Origin of the sequence: Lujinxingia vulgaris, assembly GCF_007997005.1 — a bacterium.
Taxonomy (GTDB): Bacteria; Myxococcota_A; Bradymonadia; order Bradymonadales; family Bradymonadaceae; genus Lujinxingia.
Genome location: NZ_VOSL01000138.1, coordinates 1 through 20,454, shown reverse-complemented (window position 1 = coordinate 20,454; position 20,454 = coordinate 1). Strand labels below are relative to the sequence as shown.

The 20,454-nt window shown below is 65.2% G+C and carries 14 protein-coding genes; 8 read left to right on the top strand and 6 right to left on the bottom strand.

The features are described 5' to 3' along the window. Positions 1 to 53: 53 nt before the first annotated feature. From FRC96_RS18640 to FRC96_RS18630, 3 genes are all read right to left on the bottom strand, one after another. A complete protein-coding gene (locus tag FRC96_RS18640; RefSeq protein WP_146976749.1) occupies positions 54 to 1,502 on the bottom strand; it encodes a hypothetical protein in 1,449 nt (482 codons plus the stop codon). A 73-nt stretch (positions 1,503 to 1,575) separates the two neighbouring features. Next, positions 1,576 to 3,354, bottom strand: a complete 1,779-nt coding sequence (locus FRC96_RS18635; RefSeq protein WP_146976748.1) for a hypothetical protein — start codon at positions 3,352 to 3,354, stop codon at positions 1,576 to 1,578. Positions 3,355 to 3,363: 9 nt separating this feature from the next. After that, complete coding sequence (locus FRC96_RS18630) at positions 3,364 to 3,927, bottom strand: hypothetical protein (protein WP_146976746.1); 564 nt, start codon at positions 3,925 to 3,927, stop codon at positions 3,364 to 3,366. Positions 3,928 to 4,011: 84 nt separating this feature from the next. Between FRC96_RS18630 and FRC96_RS18625 the strand changes: the two genes are divergently transcribed. The 3 genes from FRC96_RS18625 to FRC96_RS18615 all read left to right on the top strand — a co-directional run bounded on the left by FRC96_RS18625 (position 4,012) and on the right by FRC96_RS18615 (position 10,069). Further along, positions 4,012 to 5,043 carry a lysylphosphatidylglycerol synthase transmembrane domain-containing protein gene (locus tag FRC96_RS18625; protein WP_230470443.1) on the top strand — a complete coding sequence of 344 codons (1,032 nt, stop codon included), beginning with the start codon at positions 4,012 to 4,014 and terminating at the stop codon, positions 5,041 to 5,043. Positions 5,044 to 5,345: 302 nt separating this feature from the next. Then, the gene (locus FRC96_RS18620; RefSeq protein WP_146976742.1) at positions 5,346 to 7,898 is read left to right on the top strand and encodes a response regulator; all 2,553 of its coding nucleotides are present in this window, start codon (positions 5,346 to 5,348) and stop codon (positions 7,896 to 7,898) included. Positions 7,899 to 8,251: 353 nt separating this feature from the next. Beyond that, entirely contained in the window at positions 8,252 to 10,069 is a 1,818-nt protein-coding gene (locus FRC96_RS18615) for an SMP-30/gluconolactonase/LRE family protein (RefSeq protein ID WP_146976740.1), read from the top strand. A gap of 503 nt (positions 10,070 to 10,572) precedes the next feature. On the opposite strand, the gene FRC96_RS18610 is transcribed toward FRC96_RS18615, so the two are convergent. Then, positions 10,573 to 11,499 (bottom strand): hypothetical protein, encoded by a 927-nt coding sequence (locus FRC96_RS18610; protein WP_146976739.1) that lies wholly within the window; start codon positions 11,497 to 11,499, stop codon positions 10,573 to 10,575. Positions 11,500 to 11,617: 118 nt separating this feature from the next. Beyond that, positions 11,618 to 12,574, bottom strand: a complete 957-nt coding sequence (locus tag FRC96_RS18605) for a dioxygenase family protein (RefSeq protein WP_230470442.1) — start codon at positions 12,572 to 12,574, stop codon at positions 11,618 to 11,620. 254 nt (positions 12,575 to 12,828) lie between these two features. Here FRC96_RS18605 and FRC96_RS18600 point away from each other — a divergent pair, with 254 nt between their 5' ends. The 5 genes from FRC96_RS18600 (at position 12,829) to FRC96_RS18580 (ending at position 18,129) form a co-directional block, all read left to right on the top strand. Then, complete coding sequence (locus FRC96_RS18600; protein ID WP_230470441.1) at positions 12,829 to 13,893, top strand: ParA family protein; 1,065 nt, start codon at positions 12,829 to 12,831, stop codon at positions 13,891 to 13,893. Between the two features lie 220 nt (positions 13,894 to 14,113). Further along, entirely contained in the window at positions 14,114 to 15,505 is a 1,392-nt protein-coding gene (locus tag FRC96_RS18595; protein ID WP_146976737.1) for a hypothetical protein, read from the top strand. Continuing rightward, positions 15,502 to 16,701: an exo-beta-N-acetylmuramidase NamZ family protein gene (locus FRC96_RS18590; protein WP_146976736.1), complete on the top strand. Its 1,200-nt coding sequence runs from the start codon at positions 15,502 to 15,504 to the stop codon at positions 16,699 to 16,701. The genes FRC96_RS18595 and FRC96_RS18590 overlap by 4 nt, the downstream gene beginning before the upstream one ends. Next, positions 16,694 to 17,278 (top strand): nicotinate (nicotinamide) nucleotide adenylyltransferase, encoded by a 585-nt coding sequence (gene nadD, locus FRC96_RS18585; protein ID WP_146976734.1) that lies wholly within the window; start codon positions 16,694 to 16,696, stop codon positions 17,276 to 17,278. Before FRC96_RS18590 ends, nadD begins: the two co-directional genes overlap by 8 nt. After that, the gene (locus tag FRC96_RS18580) at positions 17,275 to 18,129 is read left to right on the top strand and encodes a Rossmann-like and DUF2520 domain-containing protein (RefSeq protein ID WP_146976733.1); all 855 of its coding nucleotides are present in this window, start codon (positions 17,275 to 17,277) and stop codon (positions 18,127 to 18,129) included. The genes nadD and FRC96_RS18580 overlap by 4 nt, the downstream gene beginning before the upstream one ends. Positions 18,130 to 18,195: 66 nt before the next feature. On the opposite strand, the gene FRC96_RS18575 is transcribed toward FRC96_RS18580, so the two are convergent. Continuing rightward, positions 18,196 to 20,454 (bottom strand): AAA family ATPase (locus FRC96_RS18575; protein WP_146976731.1); only part of this gene is annotated, 2,259 nt, incomplete at its 5' end.

The window sequence follows — 20,454 nt, the reverse complement described above, 5'->3', positions numbered from 1 at the left end:
CGCGCCCCGATCCTCGGGACGCGGCGTTTTCTATTGCCGGGACAGCAACGCGATCAGGTGAGCAAGAAGACCTGCGAGGGGTTGGTCTCCGCGCTCTCATCGAGGTCGATGGAACGCGCAATCTCAATATGCTCAAAGCGCGGATCGCTCAGATCGATGACCATCGGGTCGCGGCGGTTGAGCACCCGCACCACCGGCCGACGCGGGTCGGCCGCCGGCGATGGCGTGCGAATCACCACCGCCGACTCCCCGGAGCTCAACTGCACGGTAGAGCCGATCGGAAAAAGTCCCAGCGTTGAGACCAGCAGGCGCGTCAGGTGGGGATCGAAGACCTCGCCGGCGCGGCTCTCCACGTACTGAATCGCAAGATCGGGGCGACGCGTCTTGTAGCCCTGCAGCCCCTGAATGAGCAGATCGTAGGTGCGACACAAATCGATGATGCGACAGATCAGGTGCAGCGTGCGCGGCGCCCGGTAGAAGGGGCGCCCCACCTCACTCTCAAACGCACAACCTCGCTCATAGGTCAGCAAGACGCGCAGCGTGGAGATCACGTCACCCTCGACGTGGTCGAGCATCAGGGCCACATCGCGCAGGTTCGCCGAGAACTGGCGGTGGGAGTCGAGCCCCGGGTCGCGGTCGCGATGCCCCACCGAGATCCCCACCAGGCGATCGATGTCCTGGTAGATCACCGCCATGCCCACGTAGGCCGTCATCTGCTGGCCCAGCCCCAGACGATCGGCCAGAAGCATCGCGTAGATCGCCGTGTTCACCGAGTGCGAGCTGACATCCGGCGGCACCAGGCGCAGCGGCAAAAGCCCCAGAATGGTGAAGTCATCGTCGGCCAGAAGCTCTGAGACTGTCTGCAAAATCCGTCGCACCACCCCGGTGGGCACCTCCGGCGACTGCGTCTGCTGGACGTGCTCGTGCATGTTGCGCACCTTGACCAACGCACGGATGTACACGTGAGCGACGTACATCGCCTTATTGACCTGGGCGATGGCCTCCATAATGGACTGATCGGGCGTGCCGTGCTGAATGACGATGTTGGGCACCTGCACATGCTCCATGCCCGCACCGCTTCGCCCCGCCTCATTGAGGGCGCTGAGAAAGGCGACCAGATCGTCGATGGTCATCGCCTCCTCAAAGGCGATGCCTCGAATGGTGGCCGCCTTAAAGATCCCGTGAAGCTCGTTGAGGCGCTCCTGCTCTTTGCGTCGCAGCCGGAGGGTCTCCCCGTTCACGCTGCAAAGCTCGCCACGGATCGTCAGCGAGATCGCGCCCCCCTCAACCTGCGCGACGCTCTGGCGAAACGCCGGCATGAACGCCTCCATCGCCTGGCGCGTCTGATTATGATCGACGCTGTAGATCGAGGCGACTTTCATAATGCGGTAGACGCTGTCGACCACAAAACGGCCAAACGCCTGGGGGTCGTCGCTGCTCAGCGGCACGCTGGCTGCCTCCAGGCCGAGTTCCTGCTCCTGGGAGTCGAATTCTTCGCTCATCGATGCACCTTCGTGTTGAAGCGCCACGCCCGGCACGCTCGGGCGCGCGGGGGTCTGACGCCTGCCGACGCTCTCACTGAATCAACTCCACGACCTCTTTGCAGGTCGAGCGAATCCGACCGGCCACCAGCCAGTCTTTGGCGACATCATTGAGAAGCACCACGACCTCGGGCGTGGGACTCTTGATCAACGCGCGCACGATCACCACGGCCAGCTCCTGCTCGTCTTCGGCCACGATGCCCCGGCGCTGCACAAGCTCACGCAACTTCTCAACCGCCGGCGCGCCGCCATGCTTGATGAGCACGGCCACAAGCTCGCGAACTTCCTCTTCAGGACGTTTGGCAAGTTTGGGATCGAGCAGGGGCTCCACCACGCGCAGCACATGCGCGGGCATCGCCGCAGCCAGCGCCTGCAGCGCCTCCAGCCGAAGTCCGCTGTGGGAGCCGCGCACAAGCGGCACCAGCACCTCACGCACCTCATTGACGTCCGACCAGGTCCCGCGCATCGCCTTGAGCGCCTTGAGCTTGATCAGCGGCTCCATCTGCCCGCGCACAAGCTCCAGGAGCAGCCCGCGCGAGCGCGGCATCATCTCCACCAGAAGATCCACCAGAGGCTCGGCGCGCTCGCCAGGGACCCGGGGGAGCGCGCGCTCGATGAAGTCGAGCCCGCGACGCGCGCGCTGGCGAATATAGCGCAGGATATCCTCGCGCGCGTCCTCCTCCAGGTTCCAGCCCAGCACCTCCACCAGCCCCTCGCTGGCGGCCTCCAGATGCAGGGCGTTGTACATCTGCAAGATCGCGCGGCGGGGCCCCTGCTCAGCGGTGGCCACCTGCTTGTTGAGCGCCTGAATACGCCGGGGCGTGAAGCACTCCTTAACAGCCTCTTTGAGCTCGCCGGCGACCTCGGCCGGAAACTTGTCGCGCCAGTGGTGAATCAACTTCAGAAAGGAGAGCGCCTCCCAGGGCTGCGCCGTCTCCAGGAGCGTCCCCATCACGTTACCGATCTGCGCCACCGCGCCGCGTCGCAGCTTCGCCCGCGGGCGCGCGCCCAGCAGCGCCGAGAGCACCTCGCCCTGACGATGCTCCAGCTCATGATGCTCGGTAAAGCCCCGCTTCAGCTCGAGGAGGTGAGCCTGGGCGTCCTCATCGAGCTGCAAAAACTGCCGGGAGCCAACCTCGAGCTTCATCTGCTGCTCGCCGCGGCGTTGCAGACGCACCTCGAAGTCCTGCTCCATGCCCTTTCCACTGCCGGCGCTGGCCTCCAGCTCTTTGTCGAAGGCTTCATTGAAGAGCTCATCGATCATCTCCTGCTCTTCGCGCGTGTCGCGGTTGCGCACGTCATTATCCAGCCCGGCGAGCATGGCCAGCGACTCGTCGATGGCATCGAAGGAGATGTAGCGAAAGCCCGCCTCAAAGAGCAGTGAAGCCGCATCTGACGAAAGATCGCGCTGGTCGATCAGCTCATTGAGCACGCCCACCAGCACACGCAGCTCCGCCTCATCGACGCCGGCCAGGATGTGCAGGAGGTAGACGCCGTCACGGCTCAGCGCAAAGCAGTAGTCACGGGGCTCGCTCGTCTCCCAGACCATCTCGCCAGATCCGTAAAGATCCATCCAGTGCGGATGAATCTGCACGGTCAGGCGGTCGGTGATCTCAAAGAAGTCATAAAACGCATCGCGCACCGCCTTGAGCGCGTTCTCCACCACCGGGTGCCCCGGCGGGTAGCCGGTCATCACCGTCGTCAGTCGCTCAATCTGCGCGAAACAGCGCCTGGCCAGGCGCACCTCTTCCTGAGTCTCAGGGCTATGCGCAACGCTGCTATCCTGCGCCCCCGAGGGTTGACCGTCCTGCATTGCGGCCTCCTAGAAACCGTCGATATGAAGCTGGTAGATCAGCACGTCGTCGACCGGGTCTCGCCCGACGAGCTCGGCCTGGTAGCGCGCCTGAAGTTCGCGCAGCTGGGGGTTGGTCAGGTAGCGGGTGCGCAGCCCCTCCGGATCGACCAGCACATACCAGGTGCGCTCGGGGTGACGGGCCTGACGAGCGCGCTCCAGAGACGAGTTCGTCATCGGGACGCGCTGCACACTTAAGACCTCGCCACTCTCACAGGCGAGCTGTCGCACGTGCCGGGCCTCATCGTCGAAGTAATACACCTCGAAGACGAGGCGGGCGCACGCATCGTGCTCGACCTCGTGTTCACCGGCGTCCTCTGCAGACTGCTCGCTCGATGCTCCCTGAGGCGCGGCGGTGACCGACTCCGTGGAGGTCGACGTGGCGGACTCCGTTGTGGTCTCCGGCGCGGTGCTCGTCGCGCGCCGCCCTTCTCGCGAGGCATAGTTGTACGCGCACGCCTGAAGCGCCAGGCACATCAGGACCACAAGCCACGGTAACCTCTTATGTCGACTTGCCTTGATCTCTGCGCGCATCGTCTCACTCCATCGAAGAAGCGTTGCGTTGGCCGCCCAACGCCGCCATGGTACCCCGGCATCAAAAGGAGCGTAAAGCTCGCCATGGTTTTCTCCTCTCGCGGTAGCACGATGCCTTCCTCCTCGCCAACGCCTTCTCCCGGGCCGCCCCCCCTGCGCCTGGCGCGCCTGATGTGGGCGCTTATGCTGGCGGTGCTGCTCTACGGCGGGTTCGCGCTCTGGGCCGACCTGGACCAACTCATTCCGGCGCTGGGAAAGGTCCCGCTCTCAGTGGTCCTCCTGGCCTGCGCGCTCAGCTCGGTGAACTACGCCTTTCGTTTTCTGCGGTGGCAACTCTACCTGGGCCGCCTCGATATCAAGGTGCCCTGGCGGCCCAGCCTGCAGATCTTTCTGGCCGGGCTGGTCATGTCGATTTCGCCGGGGAAGGTCGGCGAGGTGCTAAAGAGCGCGCTCTTGCGCCGAAGCTACGGCGTGCCGGTGGCCCACAGCGCCCCGGTGGTTTTTGCCGAACGCCTCACCGACCTGCTCGGGCTCTTTGCCATCGGCGCGCTCGGCGTGCTCACCTTTGAGTTTGGTGCCGGGATCTTTGTCGGCGCGCTGGCCGCCGTACTGGCCCTGATCGGCGCGCTCCAGTCACCCGGGCTGGTCCATGCGGTGATCGAGGGCATCGGGCGCATCCCGAAACTCTCGCGCCTGAAACCTCACCTTTTGCAGGCTTATAGCTCCACACGCACGCTGCTCTCGCCAGCGTTGCTCGGCTCCACGACCCTGCTCAGCGCGCTCTCCTGGTCGCTGGAGGGCCTGGCCTTCTGGTGCATCCTCGACGCGCTGGGCGCGGTAGAGCTGAGCCTCCACAAGGCGCTCTTTGTCTACGCGATCTCCACCCTTCTCGGCGCGCTGAGTTTTCTGCCCGGAGGCCTCGGCCTGACCGAAGGCAGCATGGTGGGCGCGCTGGTCCTCCTGGGCCTCTTTGCAACAAGCGCCCCCGCGCTGGCGGCAACCTACCTGATCCGCCTGACCACGCTCTGGTTTGGGGTGGGTGTGGGCGCCCTCGCGTTGCTCACCTACGAGCGGCGCCCACCCGCCGACACCCCGTCGGAGCCCAACCCTGCCTGAACCCCCTTCCCCCGGAGGCTCGACTTACCCCTCGGTCAGTTCATAAGCCTCCCTTGTCCTCTCCTCCGAAATTGATTATCGGGGGGAAGACACATTCGTCACGACATCAATTTTTTTCGGCGCTCCACCTCGAATGTGGTAACCGATCCGAGGAATGCTCGGCAGGGATCCCCTTCCGCGTGCCTCAGAGCGGCCCTGAACGCTCGACTGCCGTCACGTCGCAGATACCTCGACCGGAGGCAGCACGTTGCGTGTCCGCGCTCACGACAACAGCGAGACCGGTACTCGTTGAGAATGGCTGTATGCTTATGGGTAAATTTACGGATTTCTTCATCCCGGAACCGCTCAAAGCCGAGAACGGCATTGAGCTTAAGCGTGCTCAAATCGGGGTAAAGACCACGTTCACCGTGGTCTTCTGGGCCTTTTTGACCGCCGCGATCTCCTTCTCCGGAGGGTCCTACCAGGCCGCGCTCGCCCTGGTGATCTGCGGCAGCACGGTGGCCACGGCGCCTCTGCTGCTGCGCTCAACGGCGCGTATGGACTGGGCTGGCCACCTAATCGTCGGTCCGATCTACATCCTGCTCTACTTCCTGATTCACCAGAACGGCGGGCTCTCCGCACCGGCCATCGTCTGGCCGGCGATGCTCCCGCTGCTGGCCAACCTTTTTCAGGGACGCCGCACCGCCAAGATCTGGCTCTACGCCATCGTCTTGAGTTGGGGAGCGGTCCTGGTGGGCACGCTCACTGGCTACGAGTTCACGCCGACGGCGCTTCCGCCGGTGGTGGCCAATGTGCAGCGAGGCATCAGTCTGATCGGTATGGCGGTGACCGCGCATGTGGTGCTGCAGCTCAAGGACGACCTGCAGAGCTGGCTGACCGAAGAGGTGCGCATCCGGGAGAGCGAGACCAGCGCGGTGCTGGAAACCGCCCCCGATGGCATCATCACCGTTAACAGCGAGGGCAAGGTGCTCACGGCCAACGAGGCCGCCGCGCGGATCTTTGAGCGCGAGCACGGCACGATCGCCGGCGAGCATATCACCGACCTGATAAGCTCGATGAACCCGGGCACGCTCGAAGATCTCGACACTGGCGAGTCGCTGGAGCACACCGGCGTGCGTGCCTCCGGGGAGTTCCCCGCCGAGATCGCCTTTGGCACCCTGGGCGACCGTCTCATCCTGGTGCTGCGCGACATCACCGAGCGTAAGCAGGCCGAGCAGGAGATCCGCCAGGCACGCGACGCCGCGATCCACGCCAATCAGGCCAAGAGCGCGTTTTTGGCCAACATGAGCCACGAGCTGCGCACCCCGCTCAACGCGGTCATCGGCTACTCCGAGATCATCATCGAGGAGATCGAATACCTCCAGCAGGACTCGCCCGAAGACGCCAGCGTCGTCGCGGAGTTCTTGCCCGACCTAAGCCGCATCCGCACCGCCGGCACCCACCTGCTCGCGCTGATCAACGACATCCTCGACCTCTCCAAGATCGAGGCCGGAAAGATGAGCGTGCACATCGAGATGTTCGACATCAATCACCTGGTCGAAGACATCCGGTCCACGGTGATGCCGCTGGCCGAGAAGAACCACAACACGCTCAAGGTCGAAATCAGCGACGAGCTCGGCTACATGAACACCGACGCCACCAAGATGCGTCAGATCCTCTTCAACCTGCTCAGCAACGCCTGCAAATTCACCTTCGATGGCACCATCACCATGCGGATGTACCCCAGTGAGACGTACAGCCACGTCATCTGCGAGGTCGAAGACACCGGCGTCGGCGTCGATGAAGAGCAGCTCAAGGCGATCTTCGAGGCCTTCACCCAGGCCGACTCCTCGACCACCCGCGAGTTCGGTGGCACCGGTCTGGGCCTGACGATCACCCGCCACTTCTGCGAACTTCTCGGCGGGGGCATCGAGGTGGAGTCGACCCCCGGCAAAGGCAGCCTCTTTAAAGTCAGGCTGGCCACCAACCTGCGCGCCACCGACACCGACGTGGACGCCGAGGGCGACGGCGCCACTCGTGCCGAAGATCTGCCCGCGTCGCTGCGCAACGCCGGCAGCCAGACGGTGCTCGTCGTCGATGACGACCCCACCATGCGCGACCTGCTGCGCCGCCTGCTGGAGCGCGAGGGCATCACCGTGGTCACCGCGGCCAACGGCTCGGAGGGCCTGATCCTGGCCGAGCAGCTGCGCCCCGACGTCATCACCCTCGATGTGATGATGCCCTCAATGGACGGCTGGACGCTCCTCTCCAAGATCAAAGATCACCCCGAGCTCTGCGACACCCCGGTGGTCATGGTCACCATGCTCGACGAGAGCGCGCGCGGCTTCGCCCTGGGCGCCGACGACTACCTGGTCAAACCCATCGACCGCAAACGCCTCATCGAGACGCTCAACAACTACCGTCGCCCCGACGAGGCCGCTGGCGAGATCCTGCTGGTCGAAGACGATGAGCCCACCCGCTCGCTGATGCGCCGCACCCTGGAAGATGACGGCTGGGGCGTGGTCGAGGCCGAAGACGGCTGCATCGGCCTGCAGAAGCTCGAGACCGTCGAGCCGGCGCTTGTCCTGCTCGACCTGATGATGCCCAACCTCGACGGCTTTGAGTTCCTGCGTCGGCTGCGCAACCACCCCGACTACAGCAAGGTGCCGGTCATCGTGGTCACCGCCAGGGAGCTCTCACCGGCAGAGGAGGCTCAGCTGCGTCGCGATACAAGCGAGATCCTCACCAAGGGAGGAAAGGACGGCGAGGGCTTCGGGGCAAATCGCGAGCGCCTTTTGGCTCAGGTCCGCCAGCACGTGAGCACCGTGATCTCCAAAAAACGCCCCGCCCCTTCGCCGGAGGATGCCCCCAGCTAAGCCTTCGTACCGGCGAACCTGCGCTTCAAATGACCACCGCGGCCCCCTGCCCCGGTGGTCATTCTTTTGCACTTCGTCGTACCGAAAGAAGGTGATCGTCATTGACGCAAAAACACATCAACCTACGCCCAACCACCCTCTCTCACATCCCCGCACAACAACCGACACCCAACCACCCCGAACGCGCTTTCCTTAATCAATGCAAGAAGTTAGACGAAGACATGCCAAACCTGTCAAGCACCAATTTCATATAACTTAACAATTGATGCACAACTCACGCTCTCCTATCATCGTGGCATGTTTGAGCGCTGACCCCACTTCGGGGCAGCGTGCCTTTACCGGGAGAGTGGATCATGAAAGCTGTATCAATTCGCGCTGCTCGTTGGACTTCGAAGTTGGCCGCCGGGGCGTTGCTCCTTGCGGCGTGTGGTGGTGTGGACGAGGACACAACCGGCGAATCGCAGGCCGCACTGTGGCACTCATCTGGATCGGTGGATAACGACTACCGGATGCGCACCCTGACCACCGGCGCCGATCTGCACGCCACCAACGGCATTGTGGTGGGCCCGGACGGCAATCTCTACGTCGCCAGCGTGCTCTCCCGGGCCATCGCGGTGATCAACCCGCGCTCCGGCCGCATCCTCGACATGATCGGCACCGAGCGCGGCGTCGACTCCCCCGATGACCTGGCCTTTGGGCCCGACGGATCGCTCTACTGGACCTCCTTTCTCACCGGTGAAGTCGGTCGTTTGAGCCCGGACGGCGTCAAGACCACCGTCGGTCAACTTACCCCGGGCGTGAACGCGATCGCGATGTCGCCGGACGGTCGCCTCTTCGCCACGGTCGTCTTCCTGGGCGACGCCCTCTACGAGCTCGATCCCGACGGCGTCGACGCTCCTCGCCTGGTTGGCACCGGCTATGCCGGGCTCAACAGCATGCGTTTTGGTCCGGACGGCAACCTCTACGGCCCGCGCTGGTTCGCTGGCGAGGTCGTGCGCGTCAACGTCGACACCGGCGCGTTCACCACGGTGCTCGACGGCCTTCAGGTGCCGGCGGCCGTGAAGTTCGACTCCCAGGGCGTCCTGCACGTCGTCGATCAGTATACCGGCGAGATCATCGCGCTGGACCTGGACACCGGCGAGACCGAGGTCGTCGCAGTGGCCGATGAGGTCGGCGCCGACAACCTCGCCTTTGACGCCAACGACACCATCTACATCACCAACGCCCACGATGGCTGGGTACGCAAGGTGCTCCCCAGCGGACGCATGCGTAGCCTGACCCGCGAGGGGCTCGTTGCTCCCGGTGGTGTGGCGGTGGTGCCCTACCAGGGCAAGCAGACCGTCTTTGTCGCGGACGCCCTCTCGATGAAAGGCTTCTCCACGCTCACCGGGCGTATGACCGCCTCGATTCACTCGGTGATTGGCATCTCCGCGCTGGCCACCCCGCTGACCGCCACCGCCGACGGCGACCGCGTGCTGACCAGCTCCTGGTTCGCCAACGTCGTGCAGACCTGGGACCCCGCTCAGGAAGCCGTCGTAGAGAGCCACGCCGACTTCTCCACCCCGCTCAACGCGCTGCGCTACCAGGGCGACCTGATCGTCTCGGAGCTCACCGCCAACCGGGTCGTGCGTCGTGAGGCCGGCACCTTCGACATGGAGACGCTGGCTGCGATCCCGGTTCCCACCGGTCTTGCCACCGATGGTGAGGACCTCTGGGCGGCTGATTGGGTCACCGGCAATATCTATCTGATCGCCGACGACGGTCAGGCGCTTGCCTCGCCACAAATCGTCGCCCAGGGGCTGGCGCAACCTGAGGGCATGGCCGTCGATAAGGACGGCAACCTCCTGGTGGTCGAAACCGGCATCGATCAGATCACGAAGATCGACGTTCAAACCGGCCAGACTTCGATGGTGGCCAGCGACCTGGATGTCGGCATGCCGGGCCCCCCGGGCATGCCGCCGACCTACATCTTCAACGGCATCGCCGTCGATGACTGTGGTGTGATCTACGTGAGCGTCGATACCGACAACTCGGTGGTCAAGATCACCCCGCGCGGCGTCGACACACTGCGCTGCATCGCCGGACTGCCGCCTCGTCCGCTGATCTGCGACTACCTCCCCTACCTCCCGGTCTGTGCTGATTACGCAACGGCCCCGGGCGGTCAGCACTGAGAGCGGTGACCGCAGCCGCATCCGAGGGGCGTCACCGTCGCTGCACGACCTTTTGTCGATGGTGATGCCCCGAGGCTAACGAGACCCCGCCAGGGGTCGACGCCCCGGGAGCCGCACGCTCCCGGGGCTTTTTTGCGCGCATCGCCCTGCTCCACCTCCCGCCTCGTTCAGGCACGACCGGGAGTTGCTCCAACCCGCACACGACCCGCCTCAAGGTGCAGCAGGGCGTCAGACGGATCATCCCGCTCGCCACACTGCCCCGAACACCCACGCCCGCTCCCCCGCATAAACACAGCTCAACAGCGGCCTCGCTGATGGGAGCAAAACCGCCATCCGACCGCTCCACCGCCCCGGATCACCTGCCGGCTAGCGTCCCCCAAGCGCACCACTCGGCGGCCCTGCGCGCAGAGCAAGACAGGCCGGACACCTCACGGTGCCCGGCCTGCCAACCTCATCGCGTCCCGGCGTTCACAGCCCGAACGCTGCGGAGCGAGGGTGCGTTCTTAGAGAAACTTCACGCCCGCCTGAACACCCAGGTATGGCGAGATCGCGCCGCGGTTGGGGTGATCGACGTGCACGCCCCCGAAGCCCGAGATCGATGCGTCGCCCCAGCTCAGCGTGCTCGAGGGCATCTTCCAGTTAAAGAGCAGCCCCACCGTATCGCGCACCACCCCGGAGTTGGCGATCGAGGTGTGCTCCCAGCGCGCGCCCAGGAGCAGGAAGCTCTCGGCCGGGTTTTTCCCAAAGATGTAGCCGAGCGTCGGGCGAGTCACCCAGTAGGTGTCTTCCGGCGCGAAGAAAAGATCGTAGATGGGCTCATAGTAGTTGTTGGCCACATCCATCTTCATCCAGCCAAAGGTCGTCGGGGCCTGAAAGACCACGCGCCCCACCTTCATCTGCGGGGTGGCCTCGGCCTCGACCATCATGCCGGTGGTCGACTGTCCCAGCCCCTGGTCGGCCGAAGCGCCCAGCGCGTCGAGGCTCCAATCCTGAGCGGCATCATCGGGCACATAGAGGTAGCCCCAGGTGCCAAAGTAAGTCATGAAGTTCGCACTCACCCGCAGCTTGAGCACCGCCACCGGAAGAAGCTCCAGATAGGGCCCCGCCCAGAACGCCGCCGGGCTCAACGAGGTCGACACCCCGCCGTCCACATACGTCCCCGAAAGAAGTGGCGAGGCGCTCTCAAAGAGGCCCTTTTTGAAGCCCCCCTGGGTGCGCAGCGCCAGCCCGATGGGAAAGGGGCGAATCGCCAGGGAGGATTGCAGATGAAAGCCACCAAACTCCGAGGCCGCCGGCTCGTCCTCGACCAACTCCTCGACAAGCTCCTCATCAACCGTCTCTTCAACGAGCTCTTCGGCGCTGACGGTTGAGGTGACCAAACCCGCACAGAGCGCGGCGCAAACATAAATCCAGCTTCGCGTAAACGTCACGATACTACTCCCAGAAATGTCCTCACAGTGGATGGTGGCTGAAAGCCTACTCCATGAGTCCAGATCGTGGGAAGGGATCATCGAAAAGTTCCTTGTCGCTCACCTCCAGGTGTTTAGCTCAGCCGAACTGAACACAGCGCCGGCTGATGCTCCCGTACTCAAACCCCTCGACCGGGTAGCTCACCGTGTCACGCCGCACACTCGCTGCACCGGCGGCCACCAGCAGCGGCTGAAAATGCTCTTCGGTCGGATGCGCGATGCGCAGCCCCGGGCTCTTGTGCCGATAATCCACCAGCGCATCGAAGTCGCCCTGGTCGATCACCTCCCGGACCCAACCGTCAAACTCCGAGGCCCACGCCGGGGGTGCTGTGCCGTCGGGGTCATGCCAGGAGAGCCGGCGCAGGTTATGCACGACGTTGCCGCTCCCCAGAATGAAGACGCCCTCATCGCGCAGCGGCGCGAGCTTTCGCCCCAGCTCAAAGAGCGCCTCCGGACCTTCGCGCGAGGGAAGTGAGAGCTGAAGCACGGGGACATCGGCCTGCGGCGCCATATGCAAAAGCGGCACCCACACCCCGTGGTCGAGCGCGCGATCGTGCCGGGTGACCTCCTCGCCCATCAACGCCCCGATGCGCCGCACCAGATCCGGCGCCCCGGGAGAGGGGTATTCGATCTGGTAGAGCTCCTCGGGGAATCCGTAAAAGTCGTACATCAGATCCTGCACCCGGGTCGTCCCGGCGCTTGCTGGAGCATCCTCCCAGTGGGCACTTAGCGCCAGGATAGCGCGCGGCTTCGGCAAGGCCCTCGACCAGCGCGCCAGATCCCCTCCTTTGCCGGGATCGATAGCGAGCGTGGGAGCGCCGTGACCGACAAAGCCCACGGGCATGCGCCCGCCGCTCGGCGAGTCGGGTACGGGCGTCTTCCCCTCCCCCGGACGCTCGCTTTGGGGTCCACCCGCCGACTTCGGTGAGCACGCCGCCCCCCACCCGGCTGCGGCCACACCCGCTCCGGCCGCCAGAAGCGCGTTCATAAATGCGCGTCGACTCAACGCGTTGTTGTGGTCGTGATGATGTCCCATGAGCAACCTCCGATTAGACGGGCCGCAGTGGCCGGATTGTTCCCCGGCGCTCTCGTCGCCAGGCACCTTTGAAGACAGCATCCTGCCACGTTTGATTCCGTAAAAGGCGTTGCCCCGGCGCACCGCGGAGTTGCCCGCTGCGGCGCGCTTTACCGCGGGATCGTTTAGCGTTATTGTCCCCGCCCTTGCGTTGTACACTTTTTCAGGGGCGCGGCCCGTGCCCCGGCGCAACCCGGACCTGACAAGGATGTCTTATGGCTCCCGCACTCAAGACCTGCGTTAGCTGCGAGAAGCAGTTTCTGGTCAAATTTCGCTTCCAGATCGAGCGTCGCGGCTCCGAGATGGTCTACTTCTGCAGCCAGGCCTGCCGCCAGGAGCAGACCGAGCAGCAAGGCCAGGTGCGTTGCTCCAGCTGCGACAAGGCCTTCGTGCCCACCTACGCCTTCCAGCAGGCCACCGTGGACGGCCGCCAGGTGCATTACTGCTCGATGGCCTGCCGCACCCCGGCCGTTCAGGACTACCGCCAGAGACGCACCCACTCCGAGCGCGGCCCGATGCGCATCGCCGTGCTCAACCAGAAAGGCGGCACCGGCAAGACAACCACCACCGTCGCCCTGGGCAGCGGCCTGGCGCTGGCCGGCCACCGCGTGCTCATCATCGACGTCGACAGTCAGGGCCACGTCGCCATCAGCCTGGGCGTCGAGGGCAAACACACCCTTTACCACCTGATGGTCGAGGAGCGCCCCTTAAGCCAGAGCGTCATCAACGCCCGCCCCAACCTCGATGTGCTCGTGGGCGACGACACCCTGGCCAGCGCCGAGATCTTCCTGGCTCGCAAAAATGAGGGCCGTGATAAACTTTTGCGCAAGGTTCTTCACGAGAACCACGACTACGACTTCATCCTGCTCGACTGCGGCCCGAGCCTCTCGCTGCTCAACATGAACGCGCTGACCTTCGCCGACCACCTCATCGTGCCGGTCTCCTGCGACTTCTTGAGCCTGGTGGGGGTCAAACAGGTCATGAAGACGCTCAAGAACGTCAACCAGGTCCTGCTACACCCCATCAGCATCATGGGCATACTGCCCACCTTCTACGACATGCGTAACAACATCAGCGACGAGTCCATCAAGACGCTCAAGGGCTACTTCCACGACAAGGTGCTCCCGCCGATTCGCGTGAACACTCGCCTCAAAGAAGCCCCGCAACACCGCCAGTCCATCTTTGAGTACGCGCCGGACAGCCGCGGCGCCTCCGACTACCAGAAGGTCGTCGATTGGGTGGTTCGCGAGCATCAGCGCCGCGCTCAGGCCACCGCCTGAGGCCCTTCTGCCACCTTGCGGGGGGAGCACACCACCAGTACACTTGAGAGGATCAACACCCCGATTGACATCGGGCCTGCGGCCTCCCCCGGAGAGTCGCACCGCCCTTTATGAGCTTGTAGACGCACGCCGTATCATCGCTGCCCGGCCTGGCCGACGGCGACAGAACCCTGTGAACTCGCTTCCCACCGCGGAGGCCCCCCTCTTCCAGGAGCGCGCTATGTTTCGACTCAAAATCGTCCTCGGTTACGTGGTCTTAGTCGCGCTGTTTATGGCCTCGACCTATCTGGTGATTGAAAACACGATGCGGCCCGCGCTTCAGCAGGACGGCGACGTCGCTTTGCAACGCACCGCGCTTATCGCCGAGAAGTCGCGCCGGCTCGACGAATACGCCCTCCTGGAGAAGGCCCGCTTTGTCGCCTCCCGCGATGACCTGCAGCAGGCGATGATCGCCGAATACACCGGCGACGCCGAGTACGAGCGCCACGTCGAGGTGCACAAGCTGCTGGAACGCGACCAGATTCGTTTTACCGAATTCATCGCGCCTAAAAATGAGGGGGTTCGCAACCTCGACCTGCCCCTGGCCGAGCGCCGCCCGGCCGACCATGAGATCTTTATGGCCATCGACCGCTCCGGCCGCGGGGTGGCCACCCTGGGGGATAACCTCGCGCACTGGATGGGCGAGAACGTCGCGCGTGACTTCCCGCTGGTGCTGGAGGTGATGGAGAGCGGTGAGCCGCGCCTGGCCTCCTGGAACTGGTCCTGGAGCGCCACCGAGGACCGCCAGCTCTACCGCGTGGCCATCGCGCCCCTGCGTGAGCCCGGCACGGACGCCACCGTGGGTGCGGTCATCCTGGGCAACCTCGTCAATGACGGCGTCGCGCGCCGCAGCCAGGGGCTCTTTGCCGGCGCGTCCAGTGGGGAGTACACCCCCGAGTCCGACACCCGCGAGGCCGCGCTGGTGCCGGAGGTGGCCTTCTTCCGAGACGGCCGCATCTACGGCTCGACGCTGAGCACCAACAATCAGCGCGCGCTGGCCGACCAGCTCTTCAGCGACGAGATCGCCCCCGAAAATGACCTGGAGCGCTTTGTCGATGTCTCCATCAATCAGACCCCTTACCGCGCGCTCGTGCGCCACTTCCACCGCGCCGGCGACGAGGACGAGCGCTCCGGGATGGTGCTCCTCTCCAACATGGAGCGCACCCTCGCGCCGGTCGACCACGCCAAAGCCCTGACCCTGCGCGTTGGCTTCGGCGTGCTGGCCGTCGGCATGATCTTCTTGCTGCTGAGCCTGCACCTCTACACCCGACGCTTCGCCCAGATCGAGCAGGGTGTTCAGGAGATCATCTCCGGCAACCGGGACTATCAGTTCTCCAACGAAGGCTATCACGATGACGCCGCCAGCCTGGCGCACTACCTCAACGTGATGAGCGCCGCTCTGCAGGGCAAACCCATGCCCGACGATGACGACGCCCCCGGCGACTGGAGCGAGATGAGCGGCTCTTCGGGCGCCCAGCCTCAGATCAAGGGCGTCCCCCTGATGATGGGCGGCGCCTCCAAACCCTCCGCTGAGAAACCCACCGAGAAACCCACCGAGGATGTTCCGTCATGACCCTGTCTGCCCCCGTCGTTCAAACCGGCCTGGATCGTCTTCTGGCCGAGCCCGAGCGCCTCAACGCGCTCAAGGGCCAGCGGCTGGGGCTGCTGGTCAACCCCACCAGCATCACAGCCTCGCTCGACCACGCCATCGAGGCGCTGCGCAAGGCCGGCCTCAACATCGTACGCCTCTTTGGCCCGGAACATGGCGTGCGCGCCGAAGCCCAGGATATGGAGGTCGTCGAAGAGACCGTCGACCCCCTCTCCGGACTTCCCTGCATCAGCCTCTACGGCCACACCTTCGAGAGCCTCAAACCCCGGCCTGAGCACCTCGAAGGCCTCGACCGCGTCATCTGCGACATTCAGGACATCGGCGCGCGTTATTACACCTACGTCTACACCATCGGCCTGATGATGCAGGCCTGCGGTGAGGCGTCGATCCCGGTGACCGTGCTCGACCGCCCCAACCCCATCAACGGCGTCGACATCGAAGGCAACATCGTCCTCGAAGGCTACGACTCCTTTGTGGGCATGCAGCCCATCGCCACCCGCCACGCCATGACCGCAGGCGAGCTCGCGCATTACTTTAACCGCTTCACCGACTGGCGGTGTGAGCTCGAGGTCGTCGAGCTCCGGGGCTGGAAGCGCACGATGTGGTTCGACCAGACCGGGCTCCCCTGGGTGATGCCCAGCCCGAACATGCCCACCCTGGACACCGCCACCGTCTACCCGGGCCAATGCCTGATTGAGGGCACCAACTTAAGCGAGGCCCGCGGCACCACACGCCCTTTTGAGCTCGTAGGGGCTCCCTATGTTGACGCGCCGGCCTTAAAAGCCTACCTCGAATCCCTGAAGTTGGAGGGCGTCGCCTACCGGCTGGTCGCCTTTCGGCCGATGTTTCAAAAACACGCCGGCCAGACCTGCCGCGGTCTGCAACTTCACATCACCGACCGACGCCAGATGCGAAGCCTCACGTTGAGCTACGCGATCATCGCCGGTGTCATCGCCCAGGAAGCCGACGGCTTTGCCTGGCGCGAGCAGGCCTACGAATTCGTCAACGATCGCCTGGCCATCGATCTGCTCCTGGGCGACCCGGAACAACGCCGGGCGCTGGAAGACGGCGTCGACCCTCGCGAGCTGGCTCGGGCCAACCGCAGCGCCCGCGCCGAGTTTGAATCCCGCCGCAACGAGTGTTTGCTCTATCATGACTGATCCCCAACACGTCGCGCTCTTCGGCGGCAGCTTTAACCCGCCGCACGTCTGCCACACCCTGGCCACGCTCTGGGTCTTGCAGACGCAACCCGTCGACGAGGTCTGGTGGATCCCCACCTACCAGCACGCCTTCAACAAAGATCTCGCCAGCTTTGAGGCCCGCAAGGCCATGTGCCAGGCGGCCATCGCGCCTTTTCGCGATGTGCGCATCTCGGAGATCGAGCGCGAGCTCGGCGGCGAGAGCCGCACCATTGATACAGTCCTCGCGCTGAAAGAGCGCCACCCCCGGACGCGCTTCTCGCTGGTGGTCGGCGCCGACATCTTAGGCGAAGTCGACCGCTGGAAGCGCTGGGACGAGCTGATGACGATGGTCAACCTCATCGTCGTCGGCCGGCGCGGTCATGATCGGGACACCTCGCCGGATAAGATCGACCTGGAGCTCCCCGATATCAGCTCCACCATCATCCGCGACGCCCTGGCGCGTTGCGACTACGAGAGCGTGCGCGCCTGGATCCCGGCCGACGTGCTCTCCATCATCGATCATCATCAGCTCTACCTGGGTACGCACTGCGCATGAGCACCTCCACCTCAGACGACTTGCCCTGGATCATCGTGGGCTACGGACGCGTGGGGCAGGCGCTGCATCTGCTCGCTCACCAGCTGGGCGCGCGTGTCAAAGCGACCTGGAACCGCACCGAAGCCGCTGCCCAGGCCGCGCCTCCCGCCCCCGGCGCGCGCACCTTCGGTGCGCTGCCCGACGCGCTGCGAGCTCACCTCGACGGGCCGGCGCTGATCTGGCTGACGGTAGTCGATGACGCCATCGCCGCCACCGCGCAGGCGCTCGCCAGCCACATCGCCCCGGGCTCGGTGCTCGTGCACACCTCCGGGAGCCTGGCCAGCACCGAGCTCAAGCCTGCGCCACCGGGCTGCGCCATCGCCACGCTGCATCCCCTGCAGGCCATCACCGAGCCGGTGCGCGCGGTGCAACGCTTCCACCGCACCTTCTGGAGCGTGGAGGGCGACGACCGCGCCGTCGATCTTCTCGAAGATTTGCTGCGCCCGGCGGGCATCGCCCCCCAGCGCATTGAGCCGCAGACCAAGCCCTACTACCACGCTGCCGCCGTCACCGCGGCCAACCTGCTGGTGAGCCTCATCGACGCCTCGATCGACATCGCTGCTCAGGCCCATATCGATCCCGACATCGCTCGCACCGCGCTGGTGGAGTTGGCCGGCTCAAGCCTCGATAACCTCAGCCGCAACCGCCCCGCCCGCGCGCTCAGCGGACCGGTGGCCCGCGGCGACGAGCATACCATCGAGCAGCACCGCCAGGCGCTGGCGAGCCTCGGCGATGAGAGCGACCTGCTGGCGATCTACGATCTTCTCACCGAACGCGCACGACGCCTGATGCGCCGCAGCGACGACGAGTAGCGCCCCCCCCCTGTCGTCGTTGCTCGGGTTAACGTCGTTCAACGCGATCCGCGCGTGGGTGAGGCCTCAGCCCTGCGTCTCACAGCGCAGGCGATCGCCATCGACCACCACCCGAATCAAGCCGCCGCGCACCACACGCCCCGACAAGATCTCCTGGGCCACCGCGCCCTCGACCAGACGCTGAATCGTCTGGCGCATCGGCCGCGCGCCCAGGCGCTGATCGTAGCCGCCGTTGGCAATCAGGTGGTCGACCACCGCGTCGTCAAACTCCAGGCGAATCGCGCTCTCCTCCCAGAGCCGCCGCTGGCTGTCTCCCAGCTGCAACGTGGCGATGCGCGCGACTTCATCGCGGGTCAGCGGCATGAACACCAGCCGCTCATCGATGCGGTTCCACAGCTCCGGGGTGAAATGCCCCTTCGCAGCGGTCAACACCTCGTCGCGCAGCCCGTCGCGCTGACGCGTCGCTTCACGCGGGCTCATCGCCCGCGCCCCAAACCCGATACGCGCCCCACGGCTCTCCTGCGGCGCATCGTCAAACGCCTCGGCGCCCAGGTTGCTCGTCATGATCACCAGCGTGTTGGAGAAGTCCACCTGCCGGCCGCGCCCATCGGTTAGCCGCCCCTCGTCAAAAAGCTGCAGAAGCAGGTTGAGCACGTCCGGGTGAGCTTTTTCAATCTCATCGAGCAACACCACCTGATAGGGGCGCTGGCGCACCGCCTCGGTAAGCTGGCCGCCCTGCTCGTAGCCCACATACCCGGGGGGCGCTCCGATGAAGCGACTCACCGAGTGCGACTCCATAAACTCCGACATGTCGAGGCGCACAATCGCGTCGCGGTCATGGAAGAGGAAGTCGGCCAACACCTTGACCATCTCGGTCTTACCCACACCGGTCGGCCCTAAGAAGAGCAGGCTGCCGATGGGGCGCTTGCTGCGGAAGCCGGCGTAGTTGCGCCGAATCAGCTCCGAGATGGTGCGCACGCTCTCCTGGTGGCCCACCACACCCTCGGAGAGGAACTTCTCCATGTGCAGGAAGCGCTCGCGGTCGCTGCCGGTGAGGCGGTCGGCGGGAATGCCTGCCACATCGGCGACGACCCGCGCAATGGCCTCGCGATCGACATCTTTAAGCCCCTGGCGCGCCGCCCGGCTCCCGGCCAGGTCAAGCACCCCGATGGCCTTGTCGGGAAGCTGCCGGTCATGCACATAGCGCACCGACAACCCTACCGCCGCGGCCAGAGCGTCGGGGGTGAACTGCACCCCGTGGTGGCGCTCATAATGGGTGCGCACGCCCTCAATGATGCGCAGCGCCGTGGCCTCATCGGGCTCTTCGACCGTCACCGTCTGAAAGCGGCGCTCAAAGGCCGGGTCGCTCTCAATGAACTTTCGGTACTCGTCGTGGGTCGTCGCCCCGATACACGGGAACTTCCCACGTGCCAGCGCCGTCTTCAGCTCGCCGGCCGCGTCGGTGCCGTCGCCGCTGGCGCCGGCCGAGATCCAGGTGTGCACCTCATCGAGGAACACGATGATCTGACCGCCGGCGCGCGCGACCTCATCTTTGATGCCCAGCAAGCGCTCCGAGAAGCTGCCCCGAAGATGCGTGCCGCTTAAGAGCCGCCCCATCTCCAGCTCCACGATCACCCGCTCGCCAAAGGCGATGCCCCCGCGCGCCATCTCGGCCAACCGGCAGGCCAGCCCCTCTACGACCGCCGTCTTGCCCACACCCGGCTCGCCGACGAGCAGCGGGTTGTTGGAGCGACGCTTGCCCAGAATGTCGATGAGCTGCGCGATCTCGGTGTCGCGCCCGACCACCGGGTCGATGTTGGCCAGCGCCGCCTCTTCGGTGAGGTTGCGGCCGTAGCGCACCAGGTTGGGGAAGTCGTCTTCGCTGAGCGCATAGCGCGCGGCCAGATCTTCATCGGGGCGAGCGATCTCGGTGTAAGGCCGGGTGCGGCTGACATCGACCACCTCGCGCGCCGGCTCCGCCGGCTCGCTCGACGCGTCGTCAACGGGCTCAAGCCCCCCGCGGGCCAGAAGCCTCTCGGCCAGACTGCGCGCGGTCTTGCGTGCGTCGTCGGTCGCGTCGGCCACCGGCCCATCCGCGGTGAGCGGCGCGCCGGATTCGGCCACCTCCGGCGTCGACGCGTCACCTTTCAGCTCCGGCTGATCGCCTGCAATCGCCGGGTTGGGGCGCGTCGGCTGACGCGGCCTCCCCCCGCGGTTGATCCCCGGGTGGTTATCCAGCGAGAGCCCCCCGCCGGTCTCGCGCAGCGCGTCGATCGCGCCGCGACCCGAGCGTGGCCCGCGAAGCGGGGCGCGCTCCCGGGGGCT

What these genes read in the sequence shown, in the direction of transcription:
- FRC96_RS18620 (WP_146976742.1), top strand. Translation starts at nt 5,346, where the DNA reads ATGCTTATGGGTAAATTTACGGATTTCTTCATCCCGGAACCGCTCAAA.
- FRC96_RS18580 (WP_146976733.1), top strand. Translation starts at nt 17,275, where the DNA reads ATGAGCACCTCCACCTCAGACGACTTGCCCTGGATCATCGTGGGCTAC.
- FRC96_RS18640 (WP_146976749.1), bottom strand. Translation starts at nt 1,502, where the DNA reads ATGAGCGAAGAATTCGACTCCCAGGAGCAGGAACTCGGCCTGGAGGCA.
- FRC96_RS18625 (WP_230470443.1), top strand. Translation starts at nt 4,012, where the DNA reads ATGGTTTTCTCCTCTCGCGGTAGCACGATGCCTTCCTCCTCGCCAACG.
- FRC96_RS18635 (WP_146976748.1), bottom strand. Translation starts at nt 3,354, where the DNA reads ATGCAGGACGGTCAACCCTCGGGGGCGCAGGATAGCAGCGTTGCGCAT.
- FRC96_RS18630 (WP_146976746.1), bottom strand. Translation starts at nt 3,927, where the DNA reads ATGCGCGCAGAGATCAAGGCAAGTCGACATAAGAGGTTACCGTGGCTT.
- FRC96_RS18615 (WP_146976740.1), top strand. Translation starts at nt 8,252, where the DNA reads ATGAAAGCTGTATCAATTCGCGCTGCTCGTTGGACTTCGAAGTTGGCC.
- nadD (WP_146976734.1), top strand. Translation starts at nt 16,694, where the DNA reads ATGACTGATCCCCAACACGTCGCGCTCTTCGGCGGCAGCTTTAACCCG.
- FRC96_RS18590 (WP_146976736.1), top strand. Translation starts at nt 15,502, where the DNA reads ATGACCCTGTCTGCCCCCGTCGTTCAAACCGGCCTGGATCGTCTTCTG.
- FRC96_RS18595 (WP_146976737.1), top strand. Translation starts at nt 14,114, where the DNA reads ATGTTTCGACTCAAAATCGTCCTCGGTTACGTGGTCTTAGTCGCGCTG.
- FRC96_RS18600 (WP_230470441.1), top strand. Translation starts at nt 12,829, where the DNA reads ATGGCTCCCGCACTCAAGACCTGCGTTAGCTGCGAGAAGCAGTTTCTG.
- FRC96_RS18605 (WP_230470442.1), bottom strand. Translation starts at nt 12,574, where the DNA reads ATGGGACATCATCACGACCACAACAACGCGTTGAGTCGACGCGCATTT.